The organism is Sphingopyxis solisilvae, assembly GCF_015475875.1.
In the GTDB taxonomy this organism is placed as follows: Bacteria; Pseudomonadota; Alphaproteobacteria; order Sphingomonadales; family Sphingomonadaceae; genus Sphingopyxis; species Sphingopyxis solisilvae.
Window position 1 is genome coordinate 1 of record NZ_JADKYM010000033.1, and the last position, 26355, is coordinate 26355.

Here is a 26355-nt window from a genome sequence, read left to right on the forward strand (position 1 = left end):
TGCTCGTCGCACAGGGTTGGTATGATTTCGCGACCCCCTTCTTTGCCGCCGAATATGCGCTGTCGCGCACCGGCATCCCGCAGGATCGCATCAGCGGCGCGCGATCCCAGCTCGAAGCCGATGAACCAGAAGGTGCGCAGCAGGAAGGCGCCGAGCATCCACACGACGATGGTGATGTCCGATTGCGACGCAAAGCCGATCCACAGCATGACCAGCGAGAACAGGAACAGTGCCAGGACGATCAGGATCAGGTCGACCAGCAGCGCGCCGAACCGCAGCCCCGAACTCGCGATCTTGAGCTCGAGGTCGACCCCTTCGGGGGTGACGAACTGGCGGACCTTTTTTGCGCGTGCTGCGCGCGACTTCGCATTGGCCTGTGCGGCGGTGGCGCTCATGTGACATCCTCGCGCCGCGGAAGGTAATAATAGGCAAGCCAGAACAGCAGCATCAACGTACCGATGCCGTAGCGCAGCATCGTGTCGGTGATCAGCTGGCGCCCGAAGCCTTCGAGCAGCCCAGCCATGAACAGCATCAATATGACCCCGATCATCACCTTGCCCGCGGTTCTCCCGGCCTGCGATGCCGCCTGCAACCGGCTGCGCGCGCCGGGGAAGACGACCGCGGCGCCGATGCGCAGCCCGGCGGCGCCCGACAGCGCCGCGGCGAACAGTTCGGTCGTGCCATGGATGAACAGCCAGCCGCCGAAGTCGAAACCCAGCCCCTTGCCCGCAAACACCGCCATCATCGCGCCCAGCCCGATGCCCTGATAATATTCGAGCATCATCGTCGGTACGCCGAAGGCAAAGCCCAGCGCGAAGGAGAGGATCGACACGCGACTGTTGTGGGTGAAGAGATAGGTCGCAAACACGTGCAGCCCGCTTTCGCTCTCGCTCGCCGCCTTGCCATGCCCCAGCGTCGATTGCAGATATTCGGCAGTGGCGCGCGGGTCACGCCCGCCCGCCATGTCTTCGCCGACAAAATTATAATACCATTCGGGGTTGCTCGCGACGAGCGAATAGCTGGTGATCGCCCCGAGCAGGATGATCAGCGAAATGATGATCGTCTCTTTCCACACCGACCGCACCGCGGCGGGCCAGTCGTAAAGGAAAAAGCGGCGGATGCGGCTCCAGCGCGTCTCGCGCACGCCATAGACGAGGAAATAGCCGCGGATCGAAAGCGCCTCGAGATGATCGAGCAACGCCTTGTCGAGGCTCGTCGCGCGCGCGATCGACAGCGACGACAGGGTGGCGCGGTAGAGCAAAGGCAGTTGCAGCAACTCGTCGCTGGTCAGCGCCTTGGCGCCCTTTTTCTCCAGCTTGGTGAGCAACAGGTCAAACGCGATCCAGTCGGCTTCGCGTTCGGCGCGAAAGCGGCCGGTCGAAAAACTCGGGGCATCGGGCGCGCGGGCGGGGGCGGGCGATGGAATCACAGCGTCCCCGCCCGCTTGATGCCCAGATAGGCCTCGACCGCGCTGGCACCCATCGCGTCGGCGGGTACTTCGATCACGTCGGCGCCGAGGCGCTGGAGCCGCGCGATCACCAGCTGCCGGTCGCGCAGCATCGCCGCGGCGACGTTCGACCGCGTGACATCGGCGCCGGTTTCGGGACGGCGGCGCTCCTCGCCCTCGACCTCTTCGTCGCGGATGACGACGAACAGCAACCGGTGCTTCTTCACCAGCCGTCCCGCGGCGCGGATCATCAGGTCGGCGCTCGTCGCGTCGGTGAATTCGGTGAACAGGATGATCAGTGAGCGGCGGTTGAGCTGCGCGCCGAGCGTCGTCAGCGCGAGGGTGAAATTGCTTTCGACATGCGCATAGTCGATCAGGCTGGCTGCGCGCTGCAACGCCGGGAAATCCTGCGTGTGCATATAGGCGGGGGTCAGCGTGTGCGGTTTTGCGGCGAACGAAAACAGGCTGATCCGGTCGTTGAGTTTCAGCCCGACATAGGCGAGCAGCAGCGCCGCCGACACCGCGCGGTCGACGCGCGGCATGCCGCCGACGGGCTCGGCCATCGTCCGTCCGCTGTCGATGGCGAGGACCACGCGGTTGTCGCGCTCGACGCGATATTCCTTGGCCAGCAGTTTGACGTGGCGTGCCGACGCGTTCCAGTCGATCGCGCGGCGGTCCATCCCCGGCTGATATTCGGCGAGTGCTTCAAACTCGGTGCCTTCACCGCGCAGGCGCTGCTGGCGCAGCCCGAACCAGCTGTTGCGCTGGAACAGCCGGCTGCCCTCGTCGGTCACCGCGCGCAGGCTGGGAACGACGCTGATCGTGCCGTCGATGGCAAATTTGCGCTGTTTCCAGACCAGCCCGAGCGGTCCCGCCCAGCGGATCCACAGCGCCTCGATCGCCGCTTGCCCGCGCCGCGATGCGGCGAGCGGCAGGTTGCGGGAAAGGGCTTCGCTCCCGTTCGCCCGGCGCATATCGCCCGCCAGCCGCCCGCCCTCGACAAAGCGCTCGTCGAGCGCGACCGCCAATTCGGCGCGCGGCGGCACCGCGGGTCCGGTCGCGGTAAGCACCAGGTCGAACGGATCGCCCACCCCGACCTGATGCGGAAAACGCGCATCGAGGCTGAGGTGGCGCGGACTGGCACCCGCGATCGTATCAAGGATCAGGCACGCGACGATCACCCCGATCCAGCCGGGCGCGACCAGCCACAGCTCGGGCCGCACCAGCCCGAGCGCGAGCGCCATCGGGGCGCCGAGCAGCAGCAGATAGATCGCGCGGCGGGTCGGGTAGATCATCTCAGCCTGCCACATATTTTCTCGTCATTGCGAGCGCAGCGAAGCAATCCAGAGCGGCTTGCCACGCCCTGGATTGCTTCGCTGCGCTCGCAATGACGCGGTGATGATTAAAAGATTGGACTCCGATCACCGCGGCACTTCCTCTCGGTCGAGCAGCGCCGCAACGACCTGTTCGACGCTGCGCCCTTCGATTTCCGCCGCCGCCGACAGGATGACGCGGTGGCGCAGCACCCCGGCGGCGAGGCGCTGGACATCGTCGGGGATCACATAGTCGCGCCCGTCGAGCGCCGCCGCGGCGCAGGCGGCGCGCGCGAGCAGCGTCGCGGCGCGCGGGCTGGCCCCGCATTCCAGATCGGCGCTTTCGCGCGTCGCGCGGACCAGGCGGACGATATAATCGACGATCTCGTCGGCCAATCGCACCGTGGCGATCGTGTCGATCACTGCCGCGATCGTCGCCGCGTTCGCAACCTCGGTCACCCCGAAATCCCCGACCGCAGGGCTTTTGAAACGCCCGCCATGCTCAGCAACGATGCGCCGCTCCTCGTCGGCGGCGGGATAATCGACGACCAGCTTGAACAGGAAGCGGTCGAGCTGCGCCTCGGGGAGCGGATAGACGCCCTGCTGTTCGATCGGATTCTGCGTCGCCAGCACGGTGAAACGCGGGCTCATCACATGCGCCTCGCCGTTGATCGTCACCCGCCGCTCCTGCATCGCCTCGAGCAGCGCCGCCTGCGTCTTCGGAGGGGTGCGGTTGATTTCGTCGGCGAGCAGCAGCTCGGTAAAGATCGGTCCCTTGGTCAGGGTGAAGCTCGAGGTCTGGAAGTTGAACAGGTTCGATCCCAGAATGTCGCCGGGCATCAGGTCGGGGGTGAACTGGATGCGCCCGAAACCCAGCCCGGTGGCGCGCGCGAACGCCTGTGCCAGCAGCGTCTTGGCGGTGCCCGGCGGCCCTTCAAGCAGCACATGGCCGCCCGCGAGCAGCGCGATCGTCACCATCCGCGTCAGCTCGGTCTGACCGAACACGACCTTGGCGACCTCGCCCTCGATCGCGGCGCCGAGCGCCTGAACGCTCTCGATGGGATTAGCTGTCACGCAATAGATCCTTCCTGATGTCGTGCAGCGCCTGTGCGTCTGCAAGGAATTCGTGGGTGTTGCGGGCGAACGGCAGGCGCCGCGCGATCGCAGAGAAAAGGTCGCTGCCGCTCGGCAGATGCCGGTCGATCCACGCGTCCGTTTCGGCGTCGTCGAGGCCGCCGGGCGCGTGCAGCCGCCGCGCTATCGCGCTGCGCTGGCTGCGCACATAGGCTTCGGCGCCGTCGAGCTCGCGCCGCGCCTGTTTGATCAGGTCGGCGCTGTTGGCGATCAGCGCCGCCTTCGACACCGCAATCGCGCGCGCCGGTTTCAGCGCCGGGCCGAAGCGCATCCACGCCTGCCACAGCGCGAGCAATCCGGCGGCGATCAGGCACAAAGTGATGCCGATGAACGGCGGCACAAAGGCAAAGCGCAACAGCGAGCGTTGGCTGCCGAAGCCATTCAGTGTCAGGTCGAAGGCAATCCCGTCGGCGGCGGCGTCCTCGGCGATGGCATCGATCAGCCTCGCCGCGGTCACCGCCTTTTCGCGGGTGGAAAAGGCGAGGTTATTGATGAGGTCGGGGTCGGCGAGAATATAGCGATCACGATCGCGCGCACGCGCCAATATGACACTGCCATCGGCCGCGACAATCAACGGATCGAGGCCATCGCCCGTGATCATGTGAAGCTGGCCAGGGTCAATCAGACGTATTTCCCGCCCGCCCACCCAGCCGCGCGCGTTTTCATTGGCCGATTTGGCGCGGCCGACGCGGACCTTGCCGAAAACTTCCTCGGGCAGCAGCCGCGCCGGGGGCAGAACGGCCATACCGCCGCTGACCCAGCCGGGCTTTGGTGTCTGGCCGGGAATGGCCATCGCCTGCCATTTGGGAAGCACGACCAAGACTGGCGCATCGCCCTGGGCGACGAGAAGTTCCTTCATCTCCTCGGGACGGGTGCGCGCCGTTGGGGTCAGGATGGTGAGCTGCGTATAATCGTCATCTTGCGTCGTTTCGACCCGGCGCCTCAAGTCGACGTCGGCGTTGCTGCGTTCGAGCAGATCGACGATCCCGGCATAGCCCGGCGCCGCTTTCGAAAGCGCATGGCCGCCGCCATCATTGCCGCTGCTGAGCTGCGGCCCGAGCGCGATCAGCGCCCACAGCGCGACGAACGCGATCACCCCGATCACCACGACCCCCGCGATCAGCCGCGGGTTGAACCCACCGTCGCTCGCCGCCCCGGCGCTCATGCCCGCGCCCAATTCTTGGGCACCGTCAGCTCGGCATAAGCGCTGCGACATTGCTCCCACGCGCTCGCGTCGATCGACCGCCCGCCGAACAGGCTGATCTCGACCGCGCGCGCAATGCGGCTGAACGCGTCGCGGGCGACGCCGGGCAGATCGCGTGCCTCGGCCAGATCGCGCGAAGTCATGGCAGGCTTGACCAGCCCCGGACGGCGGCCGTCGATATCCTCGACGCTGCGATAGAGCAGCAGATGGACCGCCTCGGCAAAGCGGCCCTCGGCGGCCAGCGCATCGGCCTCGCTCAGTAGCGCGCGGGCCGCGCCGGCTTCGGCCAGCCCGACATCGTCCGCGGCATCGTCGTCGCCCGACTTGCGCCGGAACGGCAGATTGTCGACCCAGCGCGCAAAGGCGGGGACAAAATGATAGAGCAGGAACAGCGCGAACAGCGCGGCGCCGATCCACAACAAAGGCTTGGCGGCGGGGGCGCTCCACTGGAAAAAGCTGGCGATCATGTCGAACAGCGATTTCAACCATTCGGGGGTCGGCGGGGGCGGCGGGGGCGGCGGGGGGAAAGCCGTCTGGATCTCGCCGCCTGCCACTGTTTGCGTGTAGCCATGGTCGACGAGCTCGGGATCAAGCAGCCAGCCCTGCTCCTGCGACCCGGCGACGGTCGATGCTTGCGCGATCCATAAGGATATCATGCTGAAAAGATGGCCCCGCCGCGATCGTGCATCGCCATGGTGGTAGCGCGAGCGGGCGCGGCAAGGCAAGAGATGCTTGCGCGCCAGACTGCCCCCTTTATAGCGCGCGGCAAACCGGCCCGATCGTTACGATGGTAACCGCGCGGCCGCGCAACAGGAGAGACAAGTGGACGCGGCGCAGGCGGTACATCAAAAATTCCTCGCGGCGCTGGCGGGGCGCGCGTTGCCCGATCGCACCGATGCGCCGGACCCCGCCGCGATCGGCCTGTCGCGCGCCGACGCCACCGATATTTTCCTGTCGCAGCTGACCAGCCGCCAGATGGACCGGCTGTCGCGCACGTTGCAGGCGCGCGGTGAGGGCTATTACACGATCGGTTCGTCGGGGCACGAGGGCAATGCCGCGGTCGCCGCGGCGCTGCGCGTCACCGACATGGCGTTCCTGCATTATCGCTCGAACGCGTTCCAGCTGCACCGCGCGCGGCAGGTGCCGGGGCAGACGCCGACCTGGGACATGCTGCTGAGCTTTGCCGCGTCGAGCGAAGACCCGATTTCGGGCGGGCGGCACAAGGTGATCGGATCGAAACCGCTCAATATCCCGCCGCAGACATCGACGATCGCGTCGCACCTGCCGAAAGCGGTCGGCGCCGCCTTTTCGATCGGCATCGCGCGCCGTCTGGGGATGAAGGACCTGCCGCTGCCCGACGATGCGATCGTGCTGACCAGCTTCGGCGACGCGTCGGCGAACCACTCGACTGCGCAGGGCGCGTTCAACACCGCGGGCTGGGCGGCGTTCCAGGGTTCGCCGATGCCGCTGATTTTCCTCTGCGAAGACAATGGCATCGGCATTTCGACGCGCACGCCGACCGGCTGGATCGAGGCGCAGTTCCGCCACCGCGCCGGGCTGCATTATATCCAGTGCGACGGCACCGACCTGGCCGCGGCCTATGCCGGGGCATGCCAGGCCGCCGACTATGCCCGACGCTATCGCAAGCCCATATTCCTCCATATGGCGACGGTGCGGCTCTATGGCCACGCCGGGTCGGACGTACAGGGCGCCTATCTGCCCAAGGCGCTGATCGAAGCCGACGAGGCGCGCGACCCGTTGCTGAAAGGTGCGGCGCTGATGGCCGAGCAGGGCTGGATGAGCCCCGTCGAGATTGCCGACGCCTATGAAGACATTGGCGCCACGCTGGCGCGGCAGGCCGAGGCCGCGATCCAGCGCCCCAAGATCACCACCCCGGCGCATGTGATGCAGAGCATCGTGCCGCCGAAACGCGAGCTAACCCGCACCAACACCCCGTCGGACGAGGATCGCCGCGCGATGTTCGGCAGCGACGCGGGTGCGATGGACAAGCCGCAACATATGGCGCGGCTGCTCAGCTGGGCGCTTGCCGACCTGATGCTTGCCTATCCCGAAATCGCGGTGATGGGGGAGGATGTCGGGCCGAAGGGCGGGGTCTATAACGTCACCGCGAAGCTGCATCAGCGCTTCGGGTCGGCCCGCGTGATCAACACTTTGCTCGACGAACAGGCGATCCTGGGGCTCGCGATCGGCATGGCACACAACGGTTTCGTGCCGATGCCCGAAATCCAGTTCCTCGCCTATGTCCACAATGCCGAGGACCAGATCCGCGGCGAGGCAGCGACGCTCAGCTTCTTCTCGAACGGCCAATATACCAACCCGATGGTCATCCGCATCGCGGGGCTGGGGTACCAGAAGGGTTTCGGCGGACATTTCCACAACGACAACAGCTTGGCGGTGTTCCGCGACATTCCCGGCGTCATCCTCGCGGTGCCGTCGAACGGCCGCGACGCGGTGGCGATGCTACGCGAATGCGTGCGGTTGGCGCGCGAAGAACAGCGCGTCGTCGTGTTCGTCGAACCGATCGCGCTCTATATGACCCGCGACCTCCACGAAGAGGGCGACGGCCTGTGGACGAGCGTCTACGAGGCGCCCGGCGAAGGGTCGCCGATCGGTTTCGGCGACGTGGGCGTTCACGGGGACGGCACCGACCTGGCGATCGTCACATATGGCAATGGCTATTATCTGTCGCGGCAGGCCGAAAAGCTGCTTGCCGCCGACGGCGTCAACGCGCGCGTGATCGACTTGCGCTGGCTCGGCCCGGTCGACGAAGACAAGCTCGTCGCCGCGGTCGGCGATGCAAAGCGCATCCTGATCGTCGACGAATGCCGCATCACCGGCTCGCAGAGCGAGGCACTGATGGCGACCTTTGTCGAGCGCACGCCGGACAAGAAGCTCGCCCGCATTGCCGCCGACGACAGCTTCATTCCCTTGGGCAAAGCCGCAACGCTGACTCTACCCAGCCGCGACAGCATCGTCGCCGCGGCGAAGGAGCTGTTGGCATGACCGCGCGCAAAACCGCGCTCGTCGTCGCGCCCGGCCGCGGCACCTATGGCAAGGGCGAACTCGGCAGCATCGCGCGGCTGCACGGCGCGCGCTTTGCCGATCTGATCGCAAATTTCGATGGCCAGCGCCGCGACCGCGGCCAGCCGACGGTGAGCGAACTCGACGGCGCCGATCGCTTCAGCGTCGCGACGCACATGCGCGGCGACGTCGCAGCGCCGCTGATCTATACCGCGACCGCGCTCGATTACCTCAGCATCGACCGCGAAAAATACGACGTCGTCGCGGTCGCGGGCAATTCGATGGGCTGGTACAGCGCGCTCGCGCTCGGCGGGGCGGTGTCGGTCGCGGATGGATTCCGCATCTCGAACGCGATGGGCCTCAACAGCCAGACCCACGGTCCCGGCGGCCAGATTTTGCTGCAGGTCGTCGACGAGGACTGGCGCCCGGTGCCGGGCCTACGCGAAACGCTGCTCGCCTTGGTCGCCGCCATCGACGCGCGCGCCGATCACGATCTGGCGCTGTCGATCGATCTCGCCGGGATGCTCGTTTTCGCGGGCGACGAAGCGGGCCTCGCCGCACTGCTCGCCGAAGCGCCGCCGACGCCCGGGCGCGACCCGCTGCGCCTCGCGGGCCATGGCCCGTTCCACACGTCCTTGATGTTCGGCAGTTCGGACAAGGCAAGGGCCGAGCTGCCGCCCACGCTGTTCGGCGCGCCGACACTGCCGATGGTCGATGGTCGCGGCCACATCTGGCGCCCCCTGTCCAGCGACCCGGGAATCATGTGGGATTACACCTTCGGTCATCAGATCCTCGCGCCCTACGACTTCGCGCTGTCGGTGCAGGTTGCGGTCAAGGAATTTGCCCCCGACGCCATCATCCTGCCCGGTCCCGGCGACACACTGGGCGGTGCGATCGCGCAATCGCTGATCGCCATCGGCTGGCAGGGCATCGCGGGCAAGGCCGACTTCATGGCGCGGCAGGCGTCGGATCCGATCCTGCTGTCGATGGGCCGCGCCGAACAGCGCGCGCTGGTCACCGGCTGAGGCGTCACCGGAAACGATTAGGGCCGACAGGGAAAGGAACCTCCCCTGCCGGCCCTGCCGGTCGCGCGCGATCAGGTGGGGTTGACCCCGCACGGGTGAACGGCAGCGCCCCTGGGGACCAACGCAAGAGCGGTGCGCCGTTCATGATCCTTATAGGCGCGCGCGCATAACCTTGGCCGCGCGCACCGGCGATCATGCACCGAAATGGACCGGATTGGCCGTCGCGCCGCGCGCTTGTTCGGCGATGAACTGCCAACGCAGCAGCTCTGCAACATTGCCTGCCCCGGCGCGGCGCATCAGCTTGGCGCGGTGAACCTCGACCGTGCGCGGGCTCAGATCCAGCTGCCGCGCGATCGCCTTGTTGCCCAGCCCCGCCGCGATCGCGCCCAATATGCTGCGCTCGCGCGGGGTCAGCGCCGCCAGCCGCACCTCAGCCTCGCGGCGCTGGTCGAACACGAAGCATTGCCGCCGCCACGCGTCCAGCGCGGCGTCGACCCGGGCGCGAACCCGTCGCGGGTCGAGCGGGGCCGGCAGCAGGTCGCATGCACCGCTGCGCAATATTGTCGCGGCTTCGCCAACTTCCAGCGTGTCGGCCGCGACCAGGATGCAAACATGCTCGCGTTTCGCCGCATGCGCCAACAGCTCGGCAGCGTTCGTGCGTCCCGGCTGTCGCCATTGGCGGAGCAGGATCATGCTGCCACGATCGTCGTCCGCCACCGCGGCCAGCCAGTCGTCGGCGTTCGCAAAGCTGCGCACGATGCGGTTGCGCGATGTCAGCGCCCGAAAACAGGCAGCGCGCTCGATCGGGTCGGGCAGGACAAGATGGATATGGCCGCCGGCTTCGCTCACTCGGCTCTGGTGCAATCTGGCGCCTGGCGCAGCCAGCAATTGCCTGTCGACACTGGCACCAAAATGGTGCGTGCCGGGCTGACATCGCGCATCGCGGCGGCTGTTTCGCCGTCCCGTTACGGGCGCCCCATTCCCCCGTATAGTAAAGCGCGCGGCGCTCTGACGGAGTTCTATGGCAGGAAGTGGAGCGGGTGAAGGGAATCGAACCCTCGTCGTAAGCTTGGGAAGCTTCTGCTCTACCATTGAGCTACACCCGCCCGGGGCTGCGCGATTGGCACAGGCGCGCGCGGCGGTCAATATCGCGTTCAGCGCGCGGTTTCGCTGATCGTTTCCATCGCGACGAAGGTCGAGGTGCTGGCGACGTGCGGCAGGCTGGAGATTTTTTCGCCGAGCACGATGCGATAGCGGCGGATGTCGACGGTGCGGACCTTGAGCAGATAATCGAAGCTGCTCGCGATCATATGGCATTCCTCGACCTCGGGGATCGCGCGCACCGCCGCGTTGAATTGCTTCAGCGCCGCTTCGCGCGTGTCGGACAGCTTGACCTCGGCAAAGGCGACATGGTCGAGGCCGACCTTCGCCGGATCGACGATGGCGGCGAAGCCCGTGATCACGCCCTTTTCGACGAGGCGGCGGACGCGCTGTTGGCACGGCGTCTTGGACAGGCCGACCTGCTGCGCGAGATCGGTAAAGGTGATGCGGCCGTCACGGCGCAGAATCGCCAGGATTTTTCGATCGAAATCGTCCAGATCGACTGCAAAGGGCATATCTTTCATCATATTCGACTAAAACTGATCCGAAAATAGGTCAAAATATAAATCTACAGACGCATAATCGGTCAGATCGTCGTGCGATCCTGCGATATGCTGCGCGTATGACCCAGACCAACGACCGCGCCGCCATCCGTGCCCTCGCCCGCCGCAGCGAAGCCGATATCGTCGCCGACCTGCGCGCGGCGCTTGCCGCGTCTCCCGCCAGCGTCGACGCGGTGACCCGCCGCGGGCTGGACCTGATCCGCAAGGCAAAGGCCGAGGGCGACCGCGAGACGCTCGTCGCGCAGCTGATGAACCGCTACCGCCTGTCGACCGAGGAAGGCGTTGTGCTGATGTGCCTTGCCGAGGCGCTGCTGCGTGTCCCCGACAGCGCGACCGCCAATGCGCTGATCCGCGACAAGATCGCCGGGCGCCACTGGAAGGAAGGCGACGACGAGGACAGCCCGCTGATCGTTGCCTTGTCGGCACACGGGTTGTCGCTGGGGTCGGCGACCTTGATGCTCGATGCGATGGGTAGCAAGGCGAACCCGCTGAGCCTGCTCAAATCGATGGTGCGCCGCTCGGGCGAGCCGGTGATCCGTCAGGCGGCGCTCGCGGCAATGAAGCTGCTCGGCCAGCAGTTCGTGATGGGCGAGACGATCGACGCCGCAGTCAAGCGCGCCGACAAGGAGAAGTCGGAGCTTGCCAGCTTCGACATGCTCGGCGAAGCGGCGCGCACCGCCGAGGATGCGGCGCGCTATTATGACAGCTATGCCGACGCGATCACGCGCATCGGCCGCGATGCGAAGCCCGGCGACCCGCACGCCAACCATGGCATCTCGATCAAGCTGTCGGCGCTCCACCCGCGCTACGAATATCTCCAGCGGTCGCGGGTGATCGGTGAACTGGTGCCGCGGGTGATCGAACTCGCCAAGGCGGCGCGCGCGGTGAACATCCCGCTGATGATCGACGCCGAGGAAAGCGACCGGCTCGAACCGCATATGGACGTATTCGCGGCGCTGGTCGACGCGGGGATCGCCGACGGCTGGACCGGGCTGGGCATCGTGATCCAGGCGTATCAGAAACGCGCGCCCGCGGTGATCGAATGGCTGGCCGAGCGCGCCCGCGCGCGCGGGGTCAAGCTGTCGATGCGGCTGGTCAAGGGCGCCTATTGGGATACCGAGATCAAGCGCGCGCAGACGCTGGGCTTAAGCGATTTTCCGGTGTTCACCGCGAAGCTGCACACCGACCTCAATTATATGCGTTGCGCCCAGCTGCTGCGGAACGCGCAAGATTACATCTACCCGGCGTTCGCGAGCCACAATGCGATGACGCTGGCGTTCGTCACCGAACTGTTCGCGGGAGCTGATTACGAACTGCAACGGCTTCACGGCATGGGCGAAGGCGCGCATGACGCGCTCGTCGCGCTGTTCCCGCCGCCGCGCCCGGTGCGCGTTTATGCGCCGGTTGGGACGCACCGCGACCTGCTCGCCTATCTTGTCCGCCGCCTGCTCGAAAATGGCGCCAACTCCAGCTTTGTTCATCAGTTTTCGGATCCCGATGTCAGCGCCGAACAGCTCGCGGTCGACCCGCGCAGCGTCGCGAGCGCGGCGGCGCCGAACATTGCGACCGGCCTCGGCCTGTTCGATCCGGCGCGGCGCAATTCGCGCGGCTATGATCTGGGCGAACCCGGCGTCCCCGAAGCATTGGTCGCCGCAATCCGCGCAGCGCGGCGCAGTGACCGGGTCGCGGCGCCGATGGTCGGCGGCGTGGCGCGGACGGGTGCGGCCGATCCGGTGCGCAACCCCGCGACAGGCGCGGTCGTTGGTCAGGTAATCGAGGCCGAAGCGGCCACTGTTGCCGATGCTGTCGCCGCAGCGCGCGCCGCGCAGGGCAATTGGAGCCTAGCCGGAGGTGATTTCCGCGCCGAACGGCTCGAACGCGCCGCCGACCTGCTCGAAGAAAATGACGCGCTCTTCCTGGGCCTTGCGATCGACGAAGCGGGCAAAACGCTGGTCGACGCGATTGCCGAGGTGCGCGAGGCGGTCGATTTCCTGCACTATTATGCGGGGCAAGCGCGCGCCGATTTCACCTATCCCGTGGCGCTGCCCGGCCCGACCGGCGAGCGTAACGAGCTGATGCTCGAGGGCAAGGGCGTGTTCGTGTGCATCAGCCCGTGGAACTTCCCGCTCGCAATCTTCCTTGGGCAGGTCGCGGCGGCGCTCGCCGCGGGGAACAGCGTGCTCGCCAAGCCCGCCGAACAGACGCCGTTGATCGCGCACGCCGCGGTCGAGCTGCTGCTTGAGGCGGGGATCCCTGGCGATGTGCTGCATTACCTCCCCGGTCGCGGCGAGACGGTGGGGGCGGCGCTGACCGGCCACCCCGACATCATCGGCGTCGCTTTTACCGGATCGACCGCGGTCGCGCGCGCGATCAACCGCGGGCTGGCGATGCGCGACGGGCCGATCGCGACGCTGATCGCCGAAACCGGCGGCGCCAACGCGATGATCGTCGATTCGACCGCGCTGCCCGAACAGGTCGCGCGCGACGCGGTTGCCAGTGCGTTCCAGTCGGCGGGGCAGCGCTGTTCGGCGCTGCGGCTGCTTTGCGTGCAGGAAGATGTCGCCGATACGATGATCGCGATGGTCGCGGGCGCGATGGCCGAGCTCAACGTCGGCGATCCGGCGCTGCTGGAGACCGACGTCGGCCCGATCATCGACGACGAGGCGCGGGCGAACATCGCCGCCTATGTCGCCGAAGCGCGCGCCGCGGGACGCGTGATTGCCGAGGCAGCGCGGACGAACCTGCCCGCGGGCGGCCATTTCGTGCCGCCCGTCGTGATCCGCCTCAACCATGTCACCGACCTGAAGCGCGAGATTTTCGGCCCGGTGCTGCACGTCGCGACGTGGAAGGGCGGCGAGCTCGACGCGCTGATCGACGCGATCAACGCGTCGGGTTACGGCCTTACTTTGGGCGTCCACACGCGCATCGACGGGGTCGCGGCGCATATTGCGGCGCGCGCGCAGGTCGGCAATGTTTATGTCAACCGCAACCAGATCGGCGCGATCGTTGGGTCGCAACCCTTCGGCGGCCGCGGCCTGTCGGGAACCGGACCCAAGGCGGGCGGCCCGCATTATCTGCACCGCTTTGCCGAGGAAAAGACGATCAGCACCGACATCACCGCGGCGGGCGGCAATGCGGCGCTGATGGCGGGGTGAACCATACGTCGCCCCCGCCTGCGCGGGGGTGACGTGGGGTTACGCCCCCGGCACGCCCAGCAACTGCGCCTGCGCCTTCAAGCGCCCCGCTGCCGCCGGATTCGCCGCAATCCCGTCCTTCAGTGCCTGCGCCGCTTTCGCGGTTTCGCCCAGCGTCATCCGGCTGCGCATCAGCATGATCCAGCGATCGACGTCGGCGGGATCGGCTTTCAGCTTCGCCTCCAGCCCGTCGACCATGCCCTGGATCATCTGATCCTGCTGGCCCTTGGGTAGCTGCGACGCGGCTTCCATGTCGGCGCGGCTCGGCCCCGGAATGCCGCGCGCCGCGACGGGCATTTCGTCGGCGGTGAGCGGGCGCGCCTGCGTGCGCGCGAGCCGGTCGGCGACGTCGATCTGGCGGATGGCGCCGACCTGCTCGATCGTCCGGCGCAGGTCGACCTCCCACGGCGCGCCCTGCGGCGTGTCCGCGAGCAGCGCGAACCAGTCCTCGATCGCGCCGCGGTGATCCTTGGCAATGTCCTTCTTTACCGCAAGGAAATAGCGCGCGCGCGGATCCCTGGGGTTGAGCGCGATCGCCTTTTCAAATGCGGTCAGCGCCGCAGCGGGCATCGGGTCGCTGTCGCTGCCCATCACCCGCGCCTCGCCCAGCGCCGACCACAGGCCGGCCGAGTCGGGCGCCAGCGCCGTCGCCTTTTCAAACGCCGCGGCCGCGCCGCCGAAATCGCCGGTGTCGAAGCGTGCGGCGCCGAGCGCCGACCAGGCTTCGGCGCTGTTCGGCTCGCTGCGGGTTCGCGCCTCCAGCGCCGCCAGCTGGTCGGTCGGCGCGGCCAATGCTGCCGCGCTATCGGCGGCCGGGGGCGCCGAATCGCGCCAGATAGCGTAGCCGACGGCCGCCGCGAGCAGGACAAAAGCCGCGACCAGGATCGCGCGATTGGTGGCGCTCATGCCGCGCGTGACGCCCTTGGTTTCGTTCATTTCCACCCCTTTTGGCCGGACCCGAAAAATATCGGTCGCCGCGGCGCTGCCATATTGCCTTTGCCCCGCGATGGTGTAGCCTTTCCCCTACAAGGTCGGTCAACGATAAAATCGTCAGGGGTCGCACCGGCTTTCCCGGTTTTTTGGGGAGGGGTGCATGGCAGTATCGGATCATGTCGATTTTTCGACATTCATGGAAGGCGTCAAACGGCGCAACCCGGGGCAACCCGAGTTCGTCCAGGCGGTGCAGGAGGTGTCCGAGGACATCTTCGATTTCATCGCCGACAAGGAAGAATATCACGCGCAACAGATTTTGCGGCGGATCGCCGAACCCGACCGGGTGGTGTCATTCCGTGTCTGCTGGGAAGATGACAATGGCAATGTCCGCGTCCAGCGCGGCTGGCGCGTCCAGAACAACAATGCCATCGGGCCGTACAAGGGCGGCATCCGTTTCCACCCGTCGGTCACCGAATCGGTGCTCAAATTCCTGGCGTTCGAACAGACGTTCAAAAATGCGCTGACCGGGCTGCCGATGGGCGGCGGCAAGGGCGGGTCGAACTTCAACCCCAAGGGCAAGAGCGTGCGCGAGATCATGCGCTTTTGTCAGAGCTTCATGACCGAACTCTATCGCCACATCGGCGCCGACGTCGATGTTCCGGCGGGCGACATCGGGGTCGGCGGGCGCGAAATCGGCTTCATGTTCGGCCAGTACAAGCGGATCACCAACGAATTTACCGGCGTACTCACCGGCAAGGGGCTGGAATGGGGCGGCTCGCTGATCCGTACCGAGGCAACCGGCTATGGTGCGGTCTATTTCCTCGCCAACATGCTTGCCGCCAAGGGTCAGGACCTCACCGGCAAGACCGCGGTGATTTCGGGTTCGGGCAATGTCGCGACCCACGCGGCCGAAAAGATCGTCCAGCTGGGCGGCAAGGTGCTGACGCTGTCCGATTCGGGTGGGTTCATCCATGATCCCGACGGCATCGATCAGGAAAAGATCGACTGGGTGAAGGCGCACAAGACGCATCGCCGCGGCCGGATCGAGGAATATTGCGACGAGTTTAAGAACGCGAGCTTCACCGCGGGCAAGACCCCGTGGGGCGTTAAATGCGATGTCGCCTTGCCGTGCGCGACGCAGAACGAATTGCTCGGCGAGGATGCCAGGACGCTGGTCGCCAATGGCTGTATCGCGGTTTCGGAAGGCGCGAACATGCCGACCAACCTCGACGGCGTGCATGTGTTCAAGGATGCAAAGATCATGTTCGCGCCGGGCAAGGCCGCCAACGCCGGCGGGGTAGCGGTGTCGGGCCTGGAAATGAGCCAGAACAGCGGGCGGCGCAGCTGGAGCGAGGCCGAGTTGCAGCAGATGCTGAAGGATATCATGGACGGCATCCACAAAAGCTGCCTGACGTACGGCGACCGCGGCGGCGGCTATATCGACTATGTGAAGGGCGCAAATATCGCCGGTTTCAAGAAGGTAGCCGACGCGATGCTGGCATTTGGCGTCGTTTGAAGGCAGAATAGCCGGCAGGGTAAAGGGGGTTCGGGCATGACCACCGACGCGGGTTCAGGGCGCGGCGAGCGACCGTGGGCGGCCATATCGGCGTTCGCGGCGATGCTGCTGGCGCTGGCGATCGCGGCGTTCGTGCTCGCTCCGCCGGCCCGGTCGCAAGGCGACGTCGGCGCGCGCTACACCGGCGTCGCGTCGTGCGCCGGATCGACCTGTCACGGTCGGATGGAGGGCGACGGCACCGTCGTCCGCCAGGACGAGCTGATGAAATGGCAGGAACCCTCGACCCCCGGCGGCGCGCACAGCCGCGCCTGGGCGGTACTGAACAACAGCCGCAGCCGGTTCATCGCGCGCAATCTGGGGATCGGCGATCCCGCGACGGCGCAGATGTGCATCGGCTGTCATGCGACGGCGGGGGCGGTCGCCGCAAAGGGCGCGGTGCGCGGCACCGTGCCGCTCGAAGACGGGGTTGGCTGCGAATCGTGTCACGGCCCGGCGGGCGGCTGGCTGGCGAGCCATTATGCCGGGGTCGGCACCAACGCCAATCCCGACGCCGAAATGCGGCAGAAACATCTCGCCAACCTGTCGGCGGGTCTCAAGAAGCTCGAGGATCCGGTGGTCCGCGCGGGGGTTTGCGTCGATTGCCATTTCGGGTCGGCGAGCGACGGGCAGTTCGTCACCCACCGCATCATGGCGGCGGGGCATCCGCGGATCGCGTTCGAACTCGACCTGTTTTCCTCGATGCAGGCGCATCATCAGGAGGACGCCGATTATGGCTGGCGCAAGTTCGGCGCCGCCAATGGGCGCACCGACCATGTCCAGATGTGGGCGGTGGGGCAGGCGACCGCGATCGAGCGCAGCCTGACATTGTTCCAGTCGCGCCGCGGGACCGAGGGAATGTTCCCCGAATTTTATTTCCTCGATTGCCACAGCTGCCACCGCCGTATCTTCGACCAGGCGAAGCCGGTGCGCACCGGCATCGACAATCCGGGGCGCCAGATCCCCGAGGGGATGCCGCCCTATAATGACGAAAATCTGATCATGCTCGCCGCCGCCGCCCGCATGGCGTCGCCCGCGCTCGCCGACCAGCTCGCGGCGCGCACCGCGGCGTTCCACAAGGCGATGGCGACCGACCGCGCGAGCGCGGTCGCGGCGGCGGCGCAATTATCGCAGACGGTAGCAGCGCTCAAAAGCGCGTTTGCCGCGCGCAGCTTTTCCGGCGCCGACGCCTTTGCGATGGTCGAGGCGATCTCGGCCAAGGCGATCGGCGACCGTTTCACCGATTTTTCGGGATCGCAGCAGGCGGTGATGGGGGTCGACACCCTGCTCAACGCGCTGGTTTCCTCGGGCCGCGTGACGGTCGGCGCCGCGGCGGGCATCCGCAGCGACATCGACCGCGCCTATGCCGCGGTGAAAGACCCCAATGCCTATAAGCCCGCCGAATTCCAGGCCTCTTTCGGCAGCGCGGTACGCGCGATCCGGGCGCTGCGGTAAGGTCATGCAGGGCCAGAGCCATCTCTTCCGCTCGGCGGCCTTTGCCGCGGTGGGGGCGCTGCTGCTGACATCGTGCGGCGGTGGCGGGGGCGGCGGCAGTACGCCGACCCCCAGCCCGGCGCCCGCACCGACGCCGACCCCGACCGGCGGCCTCTACACCCCGCCCGCCGCCGAAGCGCTGACCGTCGCCGATGTCGAACGGGTACTTGCGCAAGCGATCGCCGAAGCGCAGGCGCGAAATCTGCCGTCGGTGATCGCGGTGACCGACCGCGTCGGCAATGTGCTCGGCGTGTTCCGCATGACCGGCGCGCGCGCCACCGCGACGACCTCGGCGGCGCCAAACGGCGTCAGCATCGACGCGCAGAATGTGACTTTCCCGGCCGAGGGCGGCGCGATCGCCAAGGCGGTGACCGGCGCGTACCTCTCGAGCGGCGGCAACGCCTTTTCGACGCGCACCGCCAGCCAGATCGTCCAGCAGCATTTCCCGCCCGCGCCGACGACCGTCGGGCTGGAAAGCGGGCCGCTGTTCGGGGTGCAGTTCAGCCAGCTGCCGTGCAGCGACCTGTCGGCGCGATTCGGCGCGGCGGGCAGTGCGGCGCTGATCGGCCCGAAACGCTCGCCGCTCGGCCTCGCCGCCGATCCGGGCGGGTTGCCGCTCTACAAGAATGGCGTGCTGGTCGGCGGCGTCGGGGTGATGGGCGACGGCGTCTATGGCAGCGATCCCAATATCCTCGACATCGACAATGACGCCGAAGAGTTTATCGCGCTCGCGGGGACACGCGGGTTCGAGGCGCCGTCGACGATCACCGCCGACAAGATCACCGTCGACGGCACGTCGCTGCGCTTTTCCGACGCGACCTTTGCCGGGGTGCAGACCAGCGGCAGCGCAAGTTTCGCCAGCCTCAACGGCGCCGCGGGCAGCCTTGTCGCGGTCATCGGCTATGCCAATGCCGCGATCATCGCAGGGGTGGCCTATGGCAGCGAAGCGTCGGGCATCCGCGCCGCGACCGCCGCCGAATTTTCCAATCGTGACGCCTTTGTGCTCACCGACGGCAACGGCGCCAACCGCTATCCGCTGCGCGCCGGAACCGACGGCGCAAGCAACCCGTCGCCGCTGTCGCTGGCCGAAGCGCGCGCGGTGCTGGAGGAAGCTTTCACGGTGATGAGCCGCGCCCGCGCCCAAATCCGCCGCCCGCTCGACAGCCGCGCGCAGGTGACGATCAGCATCGTCGATACCCATGGTTCGGTACTCGGCATCGTCCGCTCGCCCGACGCGCCGATCTTCGGCACCGATGTCAGCCTGCAAAAGGCGCGCACCGCCGCGTACTTCTCGAGCGCGCAGGCCGCAACCGAGCTCGGCGCCAACGCCAGCGCCGACATCCGCCAGTTCGTCCCCGCGACGCGCAGCTTCCTGAACGACCCGGCGGCGCTGTCTGGCAATGTCGCCTATGCCGACCGTGCGATCGGCAACCTGGCGCGCCCCTATTTCCCCGACGGCGAGGTCGGGCGCCCGCCGGGGCCGCTGTCGCGTCCGATCGCGCAGTTCAATCCTTTCTCGACCGGGCTGCAATCGGCGCTGATCATTGGTAATCTCGGCGCCCATCTGGGGTTTGTGTCGGGCGCCAGTCCGACCGACACGCCGCAACGCTGCACGACCCTGCCCGATATCGCGCCGGGACAGAACCGGCTACAGAACGGCATCCAGATTTTCCCCGGATCGGTCCCCATCTATCGCGGGAACCAGTTGGTCGGGGCGATCGGCGTGTCGGGCGACGGCATTGATCAGGACGACATGATCAGCTTCCTAGGCGCGCATAACGGCGGTGCGCGCGCCGGCGGGATCGGCAATGCACCGGGCGCCATCCGCTCGGACCGGGTCGTCGTGACTTTGGCCGACAACCGCACCGTCCGGCTGCGCTATATCAGCTGCCCGTTCGCGCCCTTCCTCGACACGGCGCAGCAAAATGTCTGCGACGGGCTATAGGCGATGATGGCGGGGGGCAGCCTGTGGCCGATCATCGCGACGCTCGCGGCGCAGGGCGCGCCGGGCGGCGAGGTGACGCCGCCGCCGCCAGCGCCCGACGATCCGCCGGTTGCCGGTGGCGCCGCAGCCGCCGAACAGCCGGGCGACGAACTGATCCCGCCACCGCCGCCGGTTGGCTGGCAGGACATGATCAAGGATGATCTGGTGACGCAGATCATCGAAGGCCGCCGCCGCCCCGGCTATCGCCCCGACCTGCCCGATGCGCTCACGCAGGACAATGTGGGCGCGCTGCGCCCGCCGCCGCCGCAGGCGTTTCCGGGGATGGAGGACCAGTTGCCGGTTCCCGACCGCTGGCGCCTGATCGAGAGCCTGGGGGTGGTCAAGGAACGCTGGTTCGATCCCTACCACCAGAATACCTACAAGGGCGACCGCGCGATCGACCGGAGCAAGGTGCCGTGGCTGCCGATCAAGGGCGACGACTGGTTCATTGTCGCCAATGCGGTGTCCGACACCGTGTTCGAACCGCGCACCTTCCCGATCCCGGTCGGGGTCCAGACCACCGAACGGCCGGGCAGCCTCGACGTGTTCGGCAAGGATCGCAGCTTTGTCTTTGCCCAGACCTTCATCGTCGGTGCGGCGCTGATCAAGGGGTCGACCGCGTTCAAGCCGCCCGACATCGAATATCGCATCACCCTCGCCTATCAGGCCAACTATGTCGATGTCCCCGAACGGCGCGTGCTCGACGTGCGCCCGTCGAAGGCAAGCCATCGTTATGACGCGTTCCTGGGGGTGCAGGAATTGTTCGTCGACAAGCATCTCGGCAACACGTCGGATCGCTATGATTTTTACTCGGTGCGCCTCGGCATCCAGCCGTTCCAGAGCGATTTTCGCGGCTTTCTGTTCAACGACAGCCAGCTCGGGCTGCGCTTCTTCGGCAACCGCGACAACAACCGCTTCCAGTATAATTTCGCGGCCTTCTGGCGGCTCGAAAAGGACACGAATTCGGGCCTGAACGACATCACCCAGACCCCGCGCGACGATTTCGTGCTGACCGCCAACCTGTATCGTCAGGATTTCCCGGTCGTCGGGCTGACCAGCCAGGTCAGCGTGACCTATAATATGAACCGCGAAAAGAACGACGTGCAGATCGACCACAACGGCTTTCCCGTGCGTCCGGCGCTGCTCGGCGACCTGCGCGGGCGCGAATATGATGTCGTTTATCTGGGCTATAGCGCCGACGGACGGATCGGGCGGATCAACCTGACCGCGAGCTTCTATGCGGCGCTGGGCGAGGACCGGAACAGTTTCTTCACCAGCAAACCGGCGCAGATTCGGGCAGGTTTTGGCGCGGTCGAGCTCAGTTACGACCATGACTGGATGCGCTTCCGCCTCTCGGGCCTTTACGCCACCGGCGACGGCGACCCCTATAACAAGACCGAGGGCGGCTTCGACGCGATCTTCGAGAACCCGATCTTCGGCGGCGCCGACACCAGCTACTGGATCCGCCAGACGATTCCCTTTGCGGGCGGCGGGCGCGTCATTTCGGTCAACGGCCGTAACGGGATCCTCAATTCGCTGCGTTCGTCGAAGGAAGAGGGGCAGTCGAACTTCAACAATCCCGGCACGGTGTTTGTCGGGGTCGGCGCCGATTTCGACCTGACCCCCGAATTTCGCGTCAGCGCCAACGCCAATCATCTGTGGTTCGAAAATACCGCATCGTTGCAGGCGCTGCGCATGGAGGGCTCGATCCCCAAGGATATCGGGTTCGACCTGTCGGTCGCCGCGATCTGGCGGCCAAAGGCGACGCAGAACATCGTCGGGCGGCTGAGCGGCGCGGTTCTGTTGCCCGGCAAGGGCTTCAAGGACCTGTTCGACAACAAGAAACAAAACGACGCCTATGTGTCGATCCTCGCCAATGTGATTTTGAGTTTTTGAGATGCTGATGCGCAAACTCTTTGCCCTGTTGGCCTTTATCGCGATGTGCGCCGCCTTCGGCGCCAGCGTGACGCGCGCGGCCGAGGAAGAGAAACCGCTCAAGATCACCTATCGCTTCACCCCGCCCGCGCCGCGCGAGCAGAGCGAGGCCGATGTCGCCGCCAAGTCGGAGGGTTGCTACAGCTGCCACACCCGCACCGATCAGCCGTCGATGCACGCGACCCCCGCGGTGCGGCTCGGCTGCACCGACTGCCACGGCGGCGATGCGAGCCAGGTCGGTACCCCCTCACTCGGTTACAAACACCCGACGAACAAGGCGGTGATGGCGCTCGCGCACCCGCAGCCGACCCTGCCCGGTGCCTGGCACGATAGCTCGGCGAACCCGGTGCGCAGCTATACTCTGCTCAACAAGGAATCGCCCGAATTCATCCGCTTCGTGAACCCCAGCGATTACCGCGTCGCGCGCGAGGCGTGCGGCGCCTGCCACCTCGAGGTGATCGAGGCGACCGAACGCTCGCTGATGTCGACCTCGGCGATGCTGTGGGGCGGCGCGGCGTATAACAACGGCATCGTTCCGTATAAAAATTACGTGTTCGGCGAGGCTTATACGCGCGACGGCAAGCCCGCGTGCATCCTCTCCCCCTCGTCGCGGCTGACCAAGGAAGAATATGCCGAGGCGTGCAAGCCGAGCTTCGGCTTCGACAAGATTCTGACCGACGAAGAGAAAAAGCGCGGCGCGCTCGCCAAAATGTATCCGCTGCCGCGCTGGAGCGTCATCCCGCCGGGCGACGTGTTCCGCGTTTTTGAACGCGGCGGGCGCAACATCAACACGCAATTCCCCGAGATCGGACTGCCCAACCCGACAGGCCAGATACAGCGGCTCGAGGAACCGGGGCGCCCCGACCTCAAACAGTCGAACCGCGGCCCCGGCACCGGGCTGCGCGTCGCGATCCCCGTGCTCAACATCCACAAGACGCGCCTCAACGATCCGCTCATGTGGTTCATGGGGACCAACGACCAGCCGGGCGATTATCGCCATTCGGGCTGCTCGGGCTGCCACGTCGTCTATGCCAACGACCGCGAGCCGCGCCACAGCCTGACCTACGCCAAATATGGCCGTGACGGCGAGACCGATACGGTCGATCCGACGATCCGCGAGAAATTATGGACCGAGGGCGGCTATGGCGGCGGCAAGAAATCCGCGGGCGGCGGTCATGCGGACGCGTCGCATATGGCCCCCGACGACGGCTTTATCGGCGGCACCGGCCATGGCGGCTTGATCGACCCCGCCGCCGCGGCGCCCGGCGCGCCGCAGCGCGAACCCCGGCCGCGCCGCGAATCGGGGCATCCGATCAGCCACGCCTTCACCCGCGCGATCCCGACGTCGCAGTGCATGACGTGCCACATGCACCAGCCGAACATCTTCCTGAACTCGTACCTCGGCTACACGATGTGGGATTATGAATCGGACGCGCCGCAGCTGTGGCCCGGCCCCGACAATAGCGCGCCGCGCCCGCCGGGGATGAGCGACGAAGACTATCAGAAGAAATACAAGCAACAGCGTTACCCGACCGCCGCCGAGGCGCATGCGGTGCTCGAACGCAATCCCGAAGGGGCGGCGACGCGGGGGCTGTGGGCCGATGTCGAATTCCTGCGCGACGTCTATGACGTCAACGATACGAACAAGGACACGCAGTTCGCCGACTATCACGGCCATGGCTGGAACTTCCGCGGCATTTTCAAGCGCGACCGGAACGGCAATCTGCTGAACGCCGACGGCAATATGTCGACCTATGGCACCGACACCGCGAACATCATCGATCCGAAGGATCCGGAAAAATGGCGCAAAAGCTGTAGCCATTACACCGACCCCAAGCAACGCGACCTCTGCCTGTCGAGTGCCGACCCCGGCAAACCGGGGGTCGAGGGCAAGTTCGTCGCGCCGGGCATCAACCCCGGCAAGTCGGTCCATTTGATGGACATTCATGCCGAAAAGGGGATGCAGTGCGCCGACTGCCACTTCGCGCAGGACAGCCACGGCAACGGCTATATCCAGGGCGAGGTTGCCAACGCGGTCGAGATCAGCTGCAAGGATTGCCACGGCACCGCCGACGCCTTCCCGAACCTGCTCACCTCGAACGTCGCGGCACGGCCGCAGGGCAATAATCTCGCGCTGCTGCGTAACCCCGACGGGCGCCGCCGCTTCGAGTTCCAGTATAATGACGATGCCGAGGTTATCGGCCTGATCCAGCGGTCGATCGTCGATCCCAAGCTCGAATGGCAGGTCAGCCTGGTCAAGCAGTCGGTGACCGAGGGGCCGCATTTCAACGCCAAAGCGGCGCGCGCCAAGCTGATGGCGCGCGCGGGTAGCGAGGACGGCAAATATGAATGGGGTCCGGGGGTCGCGAAGGAAGACCGCGCCCACGGCGACGACAAGCTGACCTGTTTCACCTGTCACCTGTCGTGGACGACGAGCTGCGGCGGGTGCCATTTGCCGATCGAGGCGAACTGGAAGACCAAAATGCACCATTTCGAGGGTGAGGAGACGCGCAATTTCGCGACCTACAACCCGCAGGTGGCGCGCGACGAAATGTTCCAGCTCGGCCGTCACCAGCTGACCAAACCCGGCGAGCCCGGTCCGAACGGCGAAGTACGCGGCATCATCACCCCGGTCCGCTCGACCTCGGCGTTGATCCTGTCGTCGACGAACATCAACCGCGAGCGCATCTATATCCAGCAGCCGCCGATTTCGTCGGCGGGCTATTCGAGCCAGGCCTTCGCCCCGCATTTCCCGCACACGGTGCGCCGCCAGGAAACCAAGCAATGCAGCGACTGCCACGTCGCGGCGAATGACGACAACAATGCGATCATGTCGCAGCTGATGCTGCTCGGTACCAACTTCGTCAACTTCGTCGGTCTCAATGTCTGGTCGGGGCAGGAGAACAGCTTCCAGGCGACGCGCGTCACCGAATGGGACGAACCGCAGGCGGTGATCGGCAGTTATCTGCACAAATATAGCTACCCCGATTATTGGAAGCTGCACGTCGATCAGAACGGGAAGGAACTGAAAAACTGGGTGCGCGGCAAGACCTTCGACAAAAAGGGTTCGGGCGAGACGCGCGCCCTCGAAGAATTCGCCAATATCGTCCAGGGGACCAGCGGTCGCGTGAACTGCCTGCAACAGCGCGGCGAATATATGTTCGTCGCCGAAGGTCGCGGTGGCTTCCGCGTCTATGACATCGCGTCGATCGGCAATAAAGGTTTCTCCGAACGCATCGTCCGCGCCCCCTTCTCGGCGCTCGGGCACAACACGCATGTGAAGACGAAGAATGCGACCTGCATGGCGCTGGCGACCACCCAGCCGATCAGCGTCAGCCGCAACGAGGCGATCGTGCGCGACTTCCCCGAAAACCACGAACAGGTGATGCACGAAATCTATCGCTACGCGGTCATCACCGACAGCGTCGAGGGGCTGGTACTGGTCGATGTCGATACGCTGGCCGACGGCGAGTTCCGCAACAACAAGCTGAAACGCGCGCTGACCTGGAACGAGGGCAATGTGCTCGCGGGCGCGCGGCACGTCACGCTGGCGGGCAGCATCGCCTATATCACCACCGACGCCGGGCTGATCGTGCTCGACCTCTCGACCCCGCTCGCGCCGAAGGTCACCGCTCAGCTGCCGCTGACCGACGCGCGCGCCAGCGCGGTGCAGTTCCGTTACCTCTGGGTCACCGATGCCGACGGAGTGAAGCTGTTCGACGTCACCAATCTGGCGCGGCCGACCTCCGTGCCCGAGGGAACGGTCCGGCTCGCCAACGCGCGCAAAATCTATCTCGCGCGCACCTATATGTATGTCGCGGCGAAGGCAGACGGGCTGGTCATCGTCGATGTCACGCGCCCCGCGGCGCCAATCGTCTGGCCCGGCCTGACCTTTGGCGGCACCATGACCGATGCCGAGGACGTGATCGTCGCATCGACCAACGCGTCGCTGTTCGGTTACGTCGCCGACGGGCGCGGGGGGATCAAGGTGATCCAGCTGACCAGCCCCGACAATCCCGGTCTTTACGGTTTCTCGCCCAAGCCGACCCCCGAACTGATCGCCTGGGCGAAAACCCCGTCACCGGCGCTCGCGCTGTCGAAGGGGCTCGACCGCGACCGGGGGGTCGACGAGACCGGCGGCCAGATGGCGGTGTTCGGGCGCCTTGGCTCGCGGCCGTTCACCCGGCCCGAGATGGAGAAGCTGTTCCTGAACAGCAAGGGACTGGTCTACAAGGTCCGCGACGAGGTCGATCAAAGCGTGTGGCGGCCGCCGTTAGCCTATCCGAACTGACGACCAGGGCAGGTAACGACCGATTGCGGACGTTTCTTCTCCCCTCCCGCAAGCGGGAGGGGTCGGGGGTGGGCAGCGTCGTGGCCTCCTCCATCTGGACCAGCGCGTCGAACATGCCCGGCGTTTCCTTGTCCCACGCCTGG

At 66.3% G+C, this 26355-nt stretch carries 16 protein-coding genes, 1 tRNA gene and 1 pseudogene; 8 read left to right on the forward strand and 10 right to left on the reverse strand.

All coding sequences use genetic code 11. The features are described from left to right. From IR187_RS15710 to IR187_RS15735, 6 genes and pseudogenes are all read right to left on the reverse strand, one after another. Positions 1-395: pseudogene (locus tag IR187_RS15710) on the reverse strand (hypothetical protein); the annotation flags it as partial. Next, positions 392-1426, reverse strand: a complete 1035-nt coding sequence (locus tag IR187_RS15715) for a stage II sporulation protein M (RefSeq protein WP_407699093.1) — start codon at positions 1424-1426, stop codon at positions 392-394. The gene IR187_RS15715 and the pseudogene IR187_RS15710, both read right to left, overlap by 4 nt. Further along, complete coding sequence (locus tag IR187_RS15720) at positions 1426-2742, reverse strand: DUF58 domain-containing protein (protein WP_194955522.1); 1317 nt, start codon at positions 2740-2742, stop codon at positions 1426-1428. Before IR187_RS15720 ends, IR187_RS15715 begins: the two co-directional genes overlap by 1 nt. Before the next feature lie 126 nt (positions 2743-2868). Further along, positions 2869-3834 (reverse strand): AAA family ATPase, encoded by a 966-nt coding sequence (locus IR187_RS15725; protein WP_194955523.1) that lies wholly within the window; start codon positions 3832-3834, stop codon positions 2869-2871. Then, the gene (locus tag IR187_RS15730) at positions 3824-5059 is read right to left on the reverse strand and encodes a DUF4350 domain-containing protein (RefSeq protein ID WP_194955524.1); all 1236 of its coding nucleotides are present in this window, start codon (positions 5057-5059) and stop codon (positions 3824-3826) included. The genes IR187_RS15725 and IR187_RS15730 overlap by 11 nt, the downstream gene beginning before the upstream one ends. Then, on the reverse strand, positions 5056-5754 hold the full coding sequence (locus IR187_RS15735; protein ID WP_194955525.1) for a DUF4129 domain-containing protein: 699 nt from the start codon (positions 5752-5754) through the stop codon (positions 5056-5058). Before IR187_RS15735 ends, IR187_RS15730 begins: the two co-directional genes overlap by 4 nt. 166 nt (positions 5755-5920) lie before the next feature. Here IR187_RS15735 and IR187_RS15740 point away from each other — a divergent pair, with 166 nt between their 5' ends. Then, on the forward strand, positions 5921-8122 hold the full coding sequence (locus tag IR187_RS15740; RefSeq protein WP_194955526.1) for a thiamine pyrophosphate-dependent enzyme: 2202 nt from the start codon (positions 5921-5923) through the stop codon (positions 8120-8122). After that, on the forward strand, positions 8119-9165 hold the full coding sequence (locus IR187_RS15745; protein WP_194955527.1) for an ACP S-malonyltransferase: 1047 nt from the start codon (positions 8119-8121) through the stop codon (positions 9163-9165). Before IR187_RS15740 ends, IR187_RS15745 begins: the two co-directional genes overlap by 4 nt. Positions 9166-9357: 192 nt before the next feature. On the opposite strand, the gene IR187_RS15750 is transcribed toward IR187_RS15745, so the two are convergent. The 3 genes from IR187_RS15750 to IR187_RS15760 all read right to left on the reverse strand — a co-directional run bounded on the left by IR187_RS15750 (position 9358) and on the right by IR187_RS15760 (position 10790). Further along, complete coding sequence (locus tag IR187_RS15750) at positions 9358-10014, reverse strand: response regulator transcription factor (RefSeq protein WP_194955528.1); 657 nt, start codon at positions 10012-10014, stop codon at positions 9358-9360. A 183-nt stretch (positions 10015-10197) separates the two neighbouring features. After that, positions 10198-10271, reverse strand: a tRNA-Gly gene (locus IR187_RS15755). A gap of 48 nt (positions 10272-10319) precedes the next feature. After that, positions 10320-10790, reverse strand: a complete 471-nt coding sequence (locus tag IR187_RS15760; protein ID WP_194955529.1) for an Lrp/AsnC family transcriptional regulator — start codon at positions 10788-10790, stop codon at positions 10320-10322. A 98-nt stretch (positions 10791-10888) separates the two neighbouring features. Here IR187_RS15760 and putA point away from each other — a divergent pair, with 98 nt between their 5' ends. After that, positions 10889-13984: a bifunctional proline dehydrogenase/L-glutamate gamma-semialdehyde dehydrogenase PutA gene (gene putA / locus IR187_RS15765; protein ID WP_194955530.1), complete on the forward strand. Its 3096-nt coding sequence runs from the start codon at positions 10889-10891 to the stop codon at positions 13982-13984. Between the two features lie 39 nt (positions 13985-14023). Here putA and IR187_RS15770 read toward each other — a convergent pair whose 3' ends face one another. After that, positions 14024-14959, reverse strand: a complete 936-nt coding sequence (locus IR187_RS15770) for a tetratricopeptide repeat protein (RefSeq protein ID WP_194955531.1) — start codon at positions 14957-14959, stop codon at positions 14024-14026. Positions 14960-15116: 157 nt separating this feature from the next. Between IR187_RS15770 and gdhA the strand changes: the two genes are divergently transcribed. The 5 genes from gdhA to IR187_RS15795 are packed head-to-tail and all read left to right on the forward strand — an operon-like array spanning position 15117 to position 26212. Further along, positions 15117-16472, forward strand: a complete 1356-nt coding sequence (gene gdhA, locus IR187_RS15775) for an NADP-specific glutamate dehydrogenase (RefSeq protein WP_194955532.1) — start codon at positions 15117-15119, stop codon at positions 16470-16472. Between the two features lie 36 nt (positions 16473-16508). Next, positions 16509-17963, forward strand: coding sequence for a multiheme c-type cytochrome (locus IR187_RS15780; RefSeq protein WP_194955533.1), 1455 nt, complete (start codon positions 16509-16511; stop codon positions 17961-17963). 4 nt (positions 17964-17967) lie between these two features. Further along, positions 17968-19947, forward strand: a complete 1980-nt coding sequence (locus IR187_RS15785) for a heme-binding protein (RefSeq protein WP_194955534.1) — start codon at positions 17968-17970, stop codon at positions 19945-19947. 3 nt (positions 19948-19950) lie between these two features. Beyond that, entirely contained in the window at positions 19951-21882 is a 1932-nt protein-coding gene (locus tag IR187_RS15790; RefSeq protein WP_194955535.1) for a hypothetical protein, read from the forward strand. A 7-nt stretch (positions 21883-21889) separates the two neighbouring features. Continuing rightward, positions 21890-26212, forward strand: a complete 4323-nt coding sequence (locus tag IR187_RS15795) for a hypothetical protein (RefSeq protein WP_407699092.1) — start codon at positions 21890-21892, stop codon at positions 26210-26212. The last annotated feature ends 143 nt before the right edge of the window (positions 26213-26355 follow it).